The sequence below is a fragment of the Rickettsiales endosymbiont of Trichoplax sp. H2 genome (assembly GCF_009690945.1).
GTDB lineage: Bacteria > Pseudomonadota > Alphaproteobacteria > Rickettsiales > Midichloriaceae > Aquirickettsia > Aquirickettsia rohweri.
Genome location: NZ_NPHZ01000001.1, coordinates 133,276 through 146,534, shown reverse-complemented (window position 1 = coordinate 146,534; position 13,259 = coordinate 133,276). Strand labels below are relative to the sequence as shown.

Here is a 13,259-nt window from a genome sequence, read left to right as displayed (position 1 = left end):
ATTAAACTTTTTTATTATCTATCAACTCACCAGATTTTTTATAATATCTAGTATTATTACCATTTTTTATTTTTTTAAAACCTATCTTTGTCACTGAATTTGTTTTTGGATCAATATGCATAATATTAGATATATGAATAGGCATCTCTTTTTGTACAATACCACCTTCTGGATTTAATTTATTAGGCTTGGTATGCCTTTTTACTAAATTTACTCCACCCAATATCACTTTATTATCCTTTGGAAAATAACTTATTATCTCAGCAACTTTACCTTTATCTTTGCCACAGATAACTTTCACCTTATCATTTTTTTTAAACTTGTTTGCCATATTATGTTACCTCTGGAGCTAATGAAATGATTTTCAAATAATTTCTCTCTCTTAATTCTCTAGGTATTATACCAAATATCCTAGTACCAACTAATTCTCCTTGCTTATCTAATAGAACAGCAGCATTATCAAAAAATCTTATAACTACTGCATCCTTTCTTCTTCTTTCTTTTCTAGTTCTCACAACAACTGCATGGAACACTTCACCTTCTTTAACTTTATCAGAAACTGCTGCTTTTTTTATAGAAACTACTATCTTATCACCGATATCTGCAGACATTTTTTTACTACCACCAAGAACTTTGATACACTCAACTTCTTTAGCACCAGTATTATCAGCAACGTTTAATCTTGTACCCATCTGTATCATAATAACCTCAATTTACTTAGATAAAATATGCCATTTTTTTAACTTAGATATAGGTTTACTTTCAATAATTTTAACTTTATCACCTATATTTAAAGAATTATTTTCATCATGAGCTAAATATTTTTTACTTCTCTTGATTATTTTTTTATATTTTTTATGCAATATTTTTCTTTCAACTAAAACAGTAACAGTCTTATCTGCTTTATTGCTTAATACGATACCATCTAATATTTTTTTTGACATAATCTTTATTATTTTTTCACTTTATTTTGATCAACAACTTTATTTTGATCAACATTATTTAATGCAGTAAAAATCCTAGCTATATTTTTTTTAACCTCTCTTATTCTAGAAGTATTACTTAATTCTCCTAAAACTTTTTGAAATCTAAGATTAAAGTATTCCTTTTTATACTTAAGTAATTCACTTTGTAAAGCTTTATTATCTAAATTTTTAACTTCCTGGTATTTCATTTAGATCACCTCTTCAATATTTTTAATTATTTTTGTTTTTATGGGCAACTTAGCAGCTGCTCTAGAAAAAGCACCTATAGCTTGCTCTGCCGTAACAGAATCTAATTCAAATAAAATTCTGCCAGGCTTTACCCTACACGCCCAAAATTCAGGTGAACCTTTTCCTCTTCCCATCCTAACATCAGCAGGTTTTTTACTAACAGGAACATCTGGAAATATTCTGATCCATAATTTTCCAGCTCTTCTTAAATGCCTATTAATAGCCTTTCTAGCAGATTCAATTTGCTTTTCTTGAATCCTCTCAGGCTGCAAAGCTTTTAATGCAAATTTACCAAAAGCAATTTTAAAACCACCTTTTGCTTTACCATGTATTCTACCTTTAAAAGCTTTTCTAAACTTTGTTTTCTTTGGACGTAGTATCATTTTTTTCTATAATATTTTTTTTAAAATTATCCAACTTATCACCTTTATAGACCCATACCTTTACTCCTATAAGTCCATATATAGTATGAGCTTCAGCCATATCATACTTTACTATAGCTCTAAGCGTATGAAGGGGAACTCTTCCTTCTTTATACCACTCAGTTCTAGCTATCTCTGCACCACCTAAACGGCCAGAAACACTAATCTTTATACCTTTTGCACCCATCTTCATAGCGTTAGAAATAGCTCTTTTAACAGCCTTTCTAAAAGAAACTCTTTTCTCAAGTTGCTCTGCAACAGTCTTAGCTACAAGTAAAGGGTCTGTTTCAGCTTTTCTAACTTCAGTTATATTTATAACAACTTCATTTAAAGTAATTTTTGATATAAATTCTTTTATTTTTGCTATATCAGCTCCTTTTTTCCCTATTACTACACCAGGCCTTGAAGAATAAATATTTATAATAATTTTATTTGCGGGGCGCTCTACACAAACTCTACTTACACCAGCATAATTTAGTTTATCAAAAATCAACTTTCTAATCTTTATATCTTCATGCAACTTTTTTGCATAATTTTTAGTGCAATACCATGATGAATCCCAAGTAGAAACAATTCCCAATCTAAAACTATTTGGATTTACTTTTTGTCCCATATTAACCTCTCTCCTCAACAATTATAGTGACTCTACTAAAAGGCTTATTAATCCTATTAATTCTACCTCTAGCTCTCACCATCGAACGCTTTAAAGTTAATGATTTACCAATTTTAACTTCTTTAACATATAATTTATCAATATCCATACCAAAATTATTTTGTGAATTTGCAATAGCTGATTTAAGTATATTTTGCAAATTTTTAGAAGCTTTTCTTTTACAAAATTCAAGCTGCAACATTGCATCATTAACATTTTCTTTTCTAATTAAATCAGCAATAATATTTAATTTCTGAACACTTGACTTAACTAATCTGTCTGTAGCTTTTACCTGCATAAACCTATATAAATTTAATTATTTTACTTTCTATTATTTCCATGGCCACTAAATTTTCTAGTTGGAGCAAATTCACCAAGTTTTTTTCCAACCATTTTTTCATTAACTAACACAGAAATAAAACTTTTTCCATTATGAACTGAAAATGTTAAACCAACAAAATTTGGAAGAATAGTTGACTTTCTTGACCATGTTTTAATGGTCGCAAATTTACCACCTGAAATGACATCGTTAACTTTTTTTAATAACTTTGGCTCAACAAATGGACCTTTCCAAACTGACCTATTACTCATAATTTAATTCTTATTTTTTGTTATTTATTTTTATGTCTACTCTTTACTATATATTTATCTGTTCGTTTATTATTTCTAGTTTTATATCCTTTTGTAGGCTTACCCCAAGCTGTAACAGGATGTCTACCTCCAGAAGTTTTACCTTCACCACCTCCATGAGGATGATCCACTGGATTCTTAGCTACACCTCTAACTTTAGGTCTAAAACCAAGCCATCTTTTTCTACCAGCTTTGCCTAATTTAATATTTTTATTATCAGCATTAGACACAACACCTATTGTTGCCTTACACTCGCTTTCAACAACCCTCACTTCTCCTGAACGAAGCTTTAAAGATATTTTACCAGAATCTTTACTAACTATCGTTGCAAACGATCCTGCAGACCTAGCTAATTGAGCTCCTTTCTTTGGCTTCAACTCCACATTATGAACTAAAATTCCTATTGGAATATTCTTCAAGGGAAGGCAATTACCTACTTCTATATCAGCATTGCTAGATGAAACAACCTTACTTCCAATTTTTAAATTTTCAGGAGCTATTATATAAGAAAATTCACCATCTTCATATTTTAATAATGCTATGTGAGCAGATCTATTAGGATCATATTCCAATCTCTCGACCACAGCATGTAGCTCTTTATCTCTTTTAAAATCAATGATTCTATACTTTTTCTTTACACCTTTAGATTTACCAAATACCGTAGTTCTCCCTAAATTATTTCTACCACCTTTACTATGCTTTCCTTTAACCAATTTTTTTATAGGCTCACCTTTCCAAAGCTTAGATTTATCAACTAATATTAGTTGCCTTTGAGATGGAGTGACAGGATTGTAATTAATTAAAGCCATATTTTAAATACCCTTTGCAAATTCAATTTTCTTCTTATCCTTAGTAGTTATAATAGCTTTTTTATAACTTGATCTTTTACCTTTTCTACCTTTAAAAATCTTAGCTTTACCATCCATATTGATTACATTAACCTTTGCAACTTTAACATTAAAAATCTGCTCTACAGCTTTCTTAACCTGTAACTTGTTACTTTTAGAATTTACTATAAACACATATTTACCTAAATTCTCGAAACTATTACTTTTTTCAGTCAACAACGGTCTTTTTATAATGTCATACCAATCTACTTTATTCACTTGAACCTCGCTAAAATAGTATTAAAAGCTTCTTCAGAAAAACAAATCTTATCATGCTTAACAACATCTAAAACATTTATTCCTATAGAATTTAACACATTAAATTTATGATTATTTCTAATAGACTTTATAAAATTATCATCAAAACTATTATCTATAAACAATACTTTTTTTGATGACATTTCATTTCCATACACCTTAGAAAAATCTTTAAATTTACCAGTGTTCATTTTTAAATGCTCACGTATGATAATAGATTTATCTTTATATTTCAATGCTAAAGCATTTAAAAGCGCTATTTTTTTAACTTTTTTATTAACTTTAGTTTTATATACTTTATTTTTACTTGGTCCAAATATTATACCACCACCTACAAATTGAGCACCTCTAATACTTCCATGCCTAGCTCTACCAGTACCTTTTTGTTTGTAAATTTTCCTTGTTGAACCTTTGACTTCAGATATCTCTTTAGTATGACTTGTAGCAGCTCTCCTATAAGACTGCTGCCATAAAATTAATTGATGTATTAAATCATACCTGATATTTTCAATATCAAATATATTTACATCTACCTTTTTCAACGCCTTATTCTCTAAATCTATTATTTCTAAATACATATTTTACCTCAAATTTAACGTGGCACTGCTTTTTTAATTGCATCCTTAACATAGAGATAACCATTATTGCAACCTGGTACCGCTCCCTTAACTATCAAGAGATTCAACTCACTATCAATATCAATAACTTTGATATTTTGTGTAGTAACCTTTTTATTACCCATCTGTCCAGCCATTTTTTTTCCCTTAAAAACTCTTCCCGGATCTTGACATTGTCCTGTAGAACCAGCAGATCTATGACTAATTGAAACTCCATGAGTAGCTTCCAATCCTTTAAAATTATGCCTCTTCATTGTACCTGCATATCCTTTTCCTATAGATATACCTGTAATATCAACATATTGATCTTTTTTAAAATGATTTACATTAATTTTATCGCCAACTTTTAATAAATTATTTTCATGAACAATAAATTCTTTTAATCTCTTTTTTGGACTAACCTTTGCTTTTTCAAAAGATCCCTTAATACTTTTGGAAAGCCTCTGAGGTTTTTGATCAAACGCAGCCAATTGAACACCATCATAGCCATTTTTTTCTTTTGTTTTAACAGATAATACTATATTTTCATCTATCAATATCATAGTAACTGGAATCACCTTTCCATTTTCTTTAAAGATCTGAGTCATACCTACTTTTTTAGCTATCAAACCCGTTCTATTTACCTTCATTTTCAGCTCCTTTCATTTTAATTTTAATATCAACACCCGCAGCTATATCTAATTTCATTAAAGCATCTACAGTTTGAGGAGAAGCTTCTATGATCAAAAATCTTGTATGATCTCTAATTTCAAATTGCTCTCTAGATTTTTTATCAACATGAGGAGATCTATTTACTGTAAATTTGCTAATTTTTCTTGGCATAGGTATAGGCCCTCTATACCTTGCACCAATTCTAGATATAGTATCAACTATTTCTTTAACAGCTTTATCTAATACCCTTGGTTCAAAAGCTTTTAATTTTAACTCTATTGATTGCTGAAAACTCATATCTTTACCCTACTCAATAATTTCAGCAACTACACCAGCACCGACAGTTTTGCCACCTTCTCTAATCGCAAACTTCAACCCCTTATCCATTGCTATTGGCGCTATTAACTCCACCACTATCTCTGTGTTATCTCCTGGCATTACCATCTCCACATCTTTTTTCAACTCAATAGTTCCTGTCACATCCGTTGTTCTAAAGTAAAATTGCGGCCTATAATTCTTAAAAAACGGAGTGTGCCTCCCTCCTTCTTCCTTCTTTAACACATATACTTCTGCCTTAAACTTTGTATGTGGTGTTATACTTCCTGGTTTTGCTAATACTTGCCCTCTCTCCACTTCTTCTTTCGCTATTCCTCTTAATAACAATCCTGCATTATCTCCTGCCATCCCTTCATCTAATTCCTTTTTAAACATCTCCACTCCTGTGCATGTCGTCTTCTTACTTTCTTTCTTTATCCCCACTATCTCTATCTCTTCTCCTACCTTTACCTTACCTTGCTCTATCCTCCCTGTTACTACAGTACCTCTTCCTGATATCGAAAATACATCCTCTATTGGCATTAAAAACGCTTTTTCTATCTCTCTCTTTGGCATTGGTATTTCTTCATCTACTACTTTCATTAATTCTCTTATCGCCTTCTCTCCTAATTCACTACCCTCTTCCGTCAATGCCTTCAACGCTGATCCTTTTATTACCTTCGCTGCATCTCCATCAAATCCATATTTACTCAATAATTCTCTTACTTCTATTTCTACTAACTCTAATAACTCTTCATCTTCTACCATATCCACTTTGTTTAAAAACACTACTAGCGTCTTGATCCCTACTTGTTTCGCCAACAATATGTGCTCCCTTGTCTGTGGCATAGGACCATCTACCGCACTCACCACCAATATCGCTCCATCCATCTGCGCTGCTCCTGTTATCATGTTCTTTACATAATCCGCATGTCCTGGACAATCTACGTGTGCGTAATGCCTGCTCTCTGTCTCATACTCCACATGTGCCGAGTTAATTGTTATCCCTCTCTCTTTCTCTTCCGGTGCTTTATCTATTTCATCATATTTTACCGCTGATTTCCCAAAATACTTAGTTATCGCTGCTGTCAACGTTGTCTTCCCATGGTCCACATGCCCTATCGTCCCTGTGTTTACATGCGGCTTGTTTCTTTCAAATTTTCCTTCTGCCATTTTTCCTTTCTCCTTTTTTATTTTTCTTGGTTGATAATCTCATCAGCAATATGCTGAGAAACTTTTTCATAATTAGCAAATTGCATACTATATTGAGCCCTACCCTGTGTCATAGATCTCAAAGTATTAACATACCCAAACATTGTCGCCAAAGGCACTTTAGCTTTAATAATTTGAGCATTACCTCTTGGCTCCATTCCCAAAACTTGACCACGTATACTATTTAAATGACCTATTACATCACCAATGTAATCATCAGGAGTAATAACCTCAACATCCATTATTGGCTCCAATAAAATTGGGGAAGCATTCTTCATACCTTCTCTAAAAGCAGCTTTAGCAGCAATTTCAAATGCAAGTGCGCTTGAATCTACATCATGATACGCTCCATCAAGAAGAGTAGCCTTAAAATCTATCAACGGGTAACCAGCAATAACACCAGTTTTACTAATTTGTTCAATACCCTTTTCAATTGCGGGTATATACTCTTTAGGAATATTTCCACCTACAATTTTACTTACAAACTGATATTCTTCTCCTGGCTCTAATTTTTCAAACAATATCTTAACTCTAGCGAATTGGCCAGCACCACCTGATTGCTTTTTATGAGTATAATCAATTTCATGTGAACCATCTATAGTCTCTCTATAAGCAACCTGAGGAGCACCAATATTTGCATCAACCTTAAACTCCCTCTTCATTCTATCAACTATAATTTCTAAATGCAATTCACCCATACCAGCAAGCTTAGTCTGATTTGTTTCAATATCGGTATTAACCCTTAAAGAAGGATCTTCAGCAACCAACCTTGCTATTGCAATAGACATTTTTTCTTGATCTTGAGTAGTTTTAGGCTCTATAGCTACCTCAATAACTGGCTCTGGAAATTCCATTTTCTCTAAAACAATATCGCAACCAATTTCACAAAGCGTATCTCCTGTAGAAGTTGTTTTCAACCCTGCTATTGCAACAATATCACCAGCATAACATTCTTTTACATCTTCTCTATTATTCGCATGCATAAGCAACATCCTACCAACACGCTCCTTTTTTTCTCTAGTAGCATTATAAATAGTAACACCTGATTTTAAAACACCAGAATACACCCTAACAAACGTTAAAGAACCTACAAATGGATCATTCATCACTTTAAAAGCTAAAGCACACAGTTTTCCATCATCAGAAGAGCCAACCTCCACCTCTTCTTGGCTGCTAGATCGAATACCTTTAGCAGGAGGAATATCAATTGGACTTGGAAGATAATCTACCACTGCATCTAACAATGGCTGCACCCCCTTATTTTTAAAAGCTGATCCACAAAATACTGGAACAAACATGCCTTTTAACACGCCATTACGAACACATCTTCTAATCTCCTCTACCGTTAAATCTTCGCCTGCTAGGTATTTTTCCATCACTTCATCATAAGCTTCAACAATAGTCTCAACTAAGTTAGCTCTATATTCAGCAGCCTTATCCTTTAGATCATCAGATATTTCTCTATATTCATATTCAGCACCAAGCTTATCACCTTTCCAAATAATTGACTTATTCAATACTAAATCAACAACCCCTAAAAAATTATCTTCAGAACCTATAGGTAACTGCATAACAGCTGGCTTAGCACCAAGCCTATCGACAATCATATCAACGCATCTATAAAAATCAGCCCCTACTCTATCCATTTTATTAACAAAACACATTCTTGGCACATTATATTTATCAGCTTGCCTCCAAACTGTTTCTGATTGAGGCTCAACACCAGCAACACCATCAAAGACTGCAACAGCGCCATCAAGCACTCTTAAAGCTCTTTCAACTTCAATTGTAAAGTCAACGTGCCCTGGAGTATCAATAATATTAACTCTACACATCTTACCACTTTCGCTCTTCCAAAAACATGTAGTAGCAGCAGAGGTGATTGTAATCCCTCTTTCTTGCTCTTGCTCCATCCAATCCATAGTAGCATTACCCTCATGCACCTCTCCAATTTTATGAGATTTTCCAGTGTAATACAACACTCTCTCTGTAGTGGTAGTTTTTCCAGCATCAATATGAGCCATGATACCTATATTCCTATAATCTTCAATCTTAGTTTCTCTTGCACACATAACTTACCACCTATAATGAGAAAATGCTTTGTTTGCCTCAGCCATCTTATGAGTATCTTCTTTCTTCTTGTAAGCCATCCCTTTCTTATTGTAAGCATCTATTAATTCATTAGATAATCTATCAACCATAGTCTTTTCTGATTTCCTAGACCTAGCAGCATTCACAAGCCACTTTAAAGCCAAGGCCAAAGCTCTAGAAGACCTAACTTCCATTGGCACTTGGTAAGTTGCTCCACCAACTCTCCTTGATTTAACCTCTATTAAAGGCCTCAGATTATCAACAATTTCTTCAAAAGCCTCAACAGGCTCTTTTTTAATTTTACCAGAAAGATTATCTATCGACTCATAAACAATCTTTTCAGCCTTAGCTTTTTTACCATTTTGCATTAAATAGTTAATAAATTTAGCAATCACAATACTTTTGTAATTTGCATCAGGGGTAATATTTTTTATCTCTGCAGCTCTACGTCTTGACATATATATTTACGATTTAGGTTTCTTTGTTCCATATTTAGATCGACACTGCTTTCTATTTTGTACACCCTGTGTATCTAACGCACCTCTTACAGTATGATACCTAACTCCTGGCAAATCCTTAACTCTACCACCTCTAATTAAAATAACTGAGTGCTCTTGAAGATTATGCCCTTCTCCAGGAATATAACTTGTCACCTCATATCCATTAGTAAGCTTAACCCTAGCAACCTTTCTCATAGCCGAGTTAGGCTTTCTTGGAGTCGTTGTATATACCCTTGCACAAATACCTCTTTTTTGAGGGCACCCTTGCAAAGCAGGAACTTTATTTTTAGCCTCCTTAGATTTTCTAGGCCTTTTTACTAATTGACTTATAGTTGGCATTACAAAATAATTTAAAAATTAAAAAACAATGTGGTCTGGAGATAATATTTATAACTCATCAGCTAGTCAAGTGATTTTTGCAAAAAACTAACTCACTATAACATTCATCTTTTACTAATATTATTTATCAAAGCAAATATCATAATTGACATAGAACTTATTAGAGCCCCCAAATAAAAGTTTTCAATTACAGTAAATCCAAAAAAATCATTAATTAACATTGACATACAAGCTAGTAATATAGAATAAATAAATTGCTTCTCACTTAAAATCTTTTTAAAAAAAATAGTGCACATCATTGGTATAGCTAATGTAATTCCACAATAACTTCTTAACAATTTATAAAAATAATCAATATCATCAACAAAATGCCCTGCTAATAAAAAAGTTATTATACCTGTAATAACTAAGCTTCCAATTTTATATACATTGTTTTGAGAAAATTTTCTACCAAGCAAATCATAAATCAATGTACTACTACAAATAAATAAAAAAGAATCAAGTGTTGATAAAATTGTTGCTGCAATACCTGCAAGAAACAAACCTTTTAAACCTATAGGCAATATACTCATAGCATAATTAAAATAAGCTTCATGTGGCATAGAATCAGGAAAGACAGCTTTGGCATACATAGAGCTACTAACTGTACAAAAATCACAAATCATCCAAAATATTACTGAAATAAGAATGCCCTTCTTAGCAATTGCTGAATTTTTTGCAGAAAAACACCTTTGATAAAATACTGGACTCATAAAAGTAGTAATAATTGAAATAAAAAACCATACAAATAATCCAGATAGCGTCTCACCACTATTAATGGAAAAATATTCCTCACCTAAATTTGCATTTAAAAAATCATAACCACCATATTCAAGATATGAAAATATTACAACCATAACAATAGATGCATACATTAATATAAATTGAATGGCATCTGAATATATTATCCCACTAAAACCCCTGATTCCTATATATGCTATTACAAATATTATACCTAATAGCATAGAAGAATTTAAACTCAATCCAAATAATTTTTGAATCAACAAACCAATTCCTATTAAATAGGAAATAGGCAAAGCTTTTATTAAAATCATAAAAGATGTTAATTTATAAGAAGTTTTTCCATATTTTACTTTAATTATCTCAGGCAATGTAAAAACATTCATTTTCCTTGCTTTTTCGACAAAAAATAACATAAAAAAAATAGCCGCTAAATAAAAGCCAATTCCATATACAGCAATAGTGCTTATACCTCTTTTAAATGCAATTTGCGTTACTCCAAATATATCACCATACCAAGTTGAAACTAATGTTGTAACAAATAACGGCAAAGTTAGTTTACGACCAAAAATTAAATAATTAGCAACACTGCTTTCATTATTTTTCCTAGATAAGATTACTGTGTAGAGCAAAGTAAATAATGTCAGAATAATAAAAATGCTTAAATCAAAATATCCCATCCTTACCCGACAACTATCTGTAATAATTTATTACACAATTATTAAAACAGTAAATTTACAACTTCTATGGCAATTATTACTATTCCAAAAAACATAGTTATAATAACTGCCAATCTACTTTTTATACCAATCTTAAATGCAATAGCTGTAGGAAAAATAATTGCAAGTAAACTTAAACTTATAGCTGCACAAGCTAAAGCACTTATAAATATATTTTCCCCGAAAATAGCCATAACAAAAGGTATAAAAAAAGTCAATAAAAGAGCTAAAAGTTGATCTTTTAGTATATTTTTTTTAAACTTAAATTTCTCAAAAAAATAATCATATAATCCTATTCCCACACCTAAAAACGAAGTAACTATAGCTAACCAACTAAACATAGATATCACTGAATGCAAGGCACTATTATCAGCAATGTTAGTTAACATATTTATAAAACAACCCAATTTATTATTAGCATGTTCAATAGACTCAAAGCTAGTCAATCCATATTTTGGTAATACTCCTAAAGAAAAAAACATCCATAGCAAATATATAAAAAAACTTATTAAGCTTCCCAAAAAAAATGACTTTTTAATATTTATGGCATCGTTATCTAAGTATTTCATTATAAAGGGAATACCACCATGAAACCCAAAAGATGTAAAAAATATTGGAATAGCTTTAAATATTTGACTATTAATCTCAATATAGCTAACAAAGTGATTAATGTTAGCAAATTTGATCTTTAAAGATAAAAAATATAATAAAATCAAAAAAAGAGTAAATTTCAAAATAAATACCAATCTATTACTTATATCTAAAATTTTATTATTATAAACAACACAAAATATAAGCACTCCCACAATCAAATAACCTAAATAATTCGATTTATAATTAGTCAATATAAATTTATTAATTGCTGCTATATCAATAATACCTGAAATATAAGCAGCTAACAAAGAATAAAACAAGCTCACAATAGAAAAATCTGCCAATAACCAGATCTTCGAATTAAAACTTTTTTTACATAATTCTGAAATGGAATATGCGCCCTTATAAAAATGATTGATCTCTAAAGCTAAAGTTGCTGTATAATAACCTAAAAACCATATAAAAATCAAAAGCGCTAATGTGCTAAGAGCACCTAAAGAAGAAGCCATCATTGGCAAAGCCAGCATACTAGCTCCAATGCTAGTTCCTGCAACAATAAATACTGCTCCAACTAATTTATTTTTAATAAACATCTAATTTTGTAGAATTTAAAATTTGCACAAAAAATAAAACTAAAAATACCAGCTGTAAAGATGTTTCTTTTTTAAAATTAACTTAAAAAGTTTATAAATTAATAAAATTAGGACAATCTTTTATTTATAATTTTTGCAAGATATAATAATAAATTTGGAGCCTCATTGTCTGTTAGAATTTCATTTATTTTATGCGATTTAGAGTTATAATTACCTTTATTTAAAAGTAATATTGATTCCCCTAAGACTGCAATATTTTTAAAATATTTAGAATCTTTATAAAAATCCTCATACAATTTTATTCCATCATCTAAACTAATTTTTCCCGTATGCACCCTTATTTTTATAGCCATTAATTTAGCATAATCCCTATAAATTTCACTGGAACTATTAGATTTATAAATTAACTCATAATTATGAATTGACTTATTAAAATCTTTATCGTCGTAATAGTATGCTGCCAACTGAAGCTTAGCTAAATCTCCATATACACTGTTTTTTTGCTTAATTTTCTCTAATTTCGAAATTCTAATTTGCTCCTTGGAATTTATTGCATCATTATATTCACTAGAATCCTCAAATAATAAATTGCTTTTATAATTGCTCCACCAAAAATATAAAATTGTAAAAATAAAACATGCTAAAATAGCAGCTACTAAATATTTACCATAATTCTGAAAAAAGCTGAGTAATTTTTCTTTCTTAACTTCTTCTTGAATTTCGTCTAAAATGTCCATAATTGCAAATTAATAATTGTGATTTAGAATTTTTAATCTATATTAAAC

20 protein-coding genes are annotated in these 13,259 nt (G+C 31.0%); all 20 read right to left on the bottom strand.

What is annotated here, in order from left to right:
* Position 1: 1 nt before the first annotated feature.
* Positions 2–331 (bottom strand): 50S ribosomal protein L24, encoded by a 330-nt coding sequence (gene rplX, locus h2es_RS00790; RefSeq protein ID WP_126044636.1) that lies wholly within the window; start codon positions 329–331, stop codon positions 2–4.
* Position 332: 1 nt separating this feature from the next.
* On the bottom strand, positions 333–701 hold the full coding sequence (gene rplN / locus h2es_RS00785; protein ID WP_154510512.1) for a 50S ribosomal protein L14: 369 nt from the start codon (positions 699–701) through the stop codon (positions 333–335).
* Between the two features lie 12 nt (positions 702–713).
* Positions 714–944, bottom strand: coding sequence for a 30S ribosomal protein S17 (gene rpsQ, locus h2es_RS00780; RefSeq protein WP_126044634.1), 231 nt, complete (start codon positions 942–944; stop codon positions 714–716).
* Positions 945–952: 8 nt separating this feature from the next.
* Positions 953–1,174 carry a 50S ribosomal protein L29 gene (gene rpmC, locus h2es_RS00775; RefSeq protein ID WP_154510510.1) on the bottom strand — a complete coding sequence of 74 codons (222 nt, stop codon included), beginning with the start codon at positions 1,172–1,174 and terminating at the stop codon, positions 953–955.
* On the bottom strand, positions 1,175–1,594 hold the full coding sequence (gene rplP / locus h2es_RS00770) for a 50S ribosomal protein L16 (RefSeq protein ID WP_326844991.1): 420 nt from the start codon (positions 1,592–1,594) through the stop codon (positions 1,175–1,177). It abuts the gene before it with no gap.
* Entirely contained in the window at positions 1,566–2,249 is a 684-nt protein-coding gene (gene rpsC, locus h2es_RS00765) for a 30S ribosomal protein S3 (RefSeq protein ID WP_126044632.1), read from the bottom strand. The genes rplP and rpsC overlap by 29 nt, the downstream gene beginning before the upstream one ends.
* Before the next feature lies 1 nt (position 2,250).
* Entirely contained in the window at positions 2,251–2,586 is a 336-nt protein-coding gene (rplV, locus tag h2es_RS00760) for a 50S ribosomal protein L22 (RefSeq protein WP_126044631.1), read from the bottom strand.
* Positions 2,587–2,609: 23 nt separating this feature from the next.
* Positions 2,610–2,879 carry a 30S ribosomal protein S19 gene (gene rpsS / locus h2es_RS00755; RefSeq protein WP_126044630.1) on the bottom strand — a complete coding sequence of 90 codons (270 nt, stop codon included), beginning with the start codon at positions 2,877–2,879 and terminating at the stop codon, positions 2,610–2,612.
* A 20-nt stretch (positions 2,880–2,899) separates the two neighbouring features.
* Positions 2,900–3,727, bottom strand: coding sequence for a 50S ribosomal protein L2 (gene rplB, locus h2es_RS00750; RefSeq protein ID WP_154510506.1), 828 nt, complete (start codon positions 3,725–3,727; stop codon positions 2,900–2,902).
* 3 nt (positions 3,728–3,730) lie between these two features.
* Complete coding sequence (gene rplW, locus h2es_RS00745; RefSeq protein ID WP_126044628.1) at positions 3,731–4,024, bottom strand: 50S ribosomal protein L23; 294 nt, start codon at positions 4,022–4,024, stop codon at positions 3,731–3,733.
* Positions 4,021–4,641 (bottom strand): 50S ribosomal protein L4, encoded by a 621-nt coding sequence (gene rplD / locus h2es_RS00740; RefSeq protein ID WP_154510504.1) that lies wholly within the window; start codon positions 4,639–4,641, stop codon positions 4,021–4,023. The genes rplW and rplD overlap by 4 nt, the downstream gene beginning before the upstream one ends.
* A gap of 14 nt (positions 4,642–4,655) precedes the next feature.
* Positions 4,656–5,309 (bottom strand): 50S ribosomal protein L3, encoded by a 654-nt coding sequence (gene rplC, locus h2es_RS00735; RefSeq protein ID WP_154510502.1) that lies wholly within the window; start codon positions 5,307–5,309, stop codon positions 4,656–4,658.
* Entirely contained in the window at positions 5,296–5,628 is a 333-nt protein-coding gene (rpsJ, locus tag h2es_RS00730; RefSeq protein WP_126044625.1) for a 30S ribosomal protein S10, read from the bottom strand. Before rpsJ ends, rplC begins: the two co-directional genes overlap by 14 nt.
* Before the next feature lie 9 nt (positions 5,629–5,637).
* Positions 5,638–6,819, bottom strand: a complete 1,182-nt coding sequence (gene tuf / locus h2es_RS00725; protein ID WP_154510500.1) for an elongation factor Tu — start codon at positions 6,817–6,819, stop codon at positions 5,638–5,640.
* Between the two features lie 17 nt (positions 6,820–6,836).
* Complete coding sequence (fusA, locus tag h2es_RS00720) at positions 6,837–8,930, bottom strand: elongation factor G (protein WP_154510498.1); 2,094 nt, start codon at positions 8,928–8,930, stop codon at positions 6,837–6,839.
* Between the two features lie 3 nt (positions 8,931–8,933).
* Positions 8,934–9,407 carry a 30S ribosomal protein S7 gene (gene rpsG, locus h2es_RS00715; RefSeq protein ID WP_154510496.1) on the bottom strand — a complete coding sequence of 158 codons (474 nt, stop codon included), beginning with the start codon at positions 9,405–9,407 and terminating at the stop codon, positions 8,934–8,936.
* A gap of 6 nt (positions 9,408–9,413) precedes the next feature.
* Complete coding sequence (gene rpsL, locus h2es_RS00710; RefSeq protein WP_154510494.1) at positions 9,414–9,788, bottom strand: 30S ribosomal protein S12; 375 nt, start codon at positions 9,786–9,788, stop codon at positions 9,414–9,416.
* Between the two features lie 104 nt (positions 9,789–9,892).
* Positions 9,893–11,248: a sodium:solute symporter family protein gene (locus h2es_RS00705; RefSeq protein WP_154510492.1), complete on the bottom strand. Its 1,356-nt coding sequence runs from the start codon at positions 11,246–11,248 to the stop codon at positions 9,893–9,895.
* A gap of 41 nt (positions 11,249–11,289) precedes the next feature.
* A complete protein-coding gene (locus tag h2es_RS00700; RefSeq protein WP_154510490.1) occupies positions 11,290–12,474 on the bottom strand; it encodes an aromatic amino acid transport family protein in 1,185 nt (394 codons plus the stop codon).
* A gap of 107 nt (positions 12,475–12,581) precedes the next feature.
* A complete protein-coding gene (locus h2es_RS00695) occupies positions 12,582–13,211 on the bottom strand; it encodes a tetratricopeptide repeat protein (RefSeq protein ID WP_154510488.1) in 630 nt (209 codons plus the stop codon).
* Between the last annotated feature and the right edge of the window lie 48 nt (positions 13,212–13,259).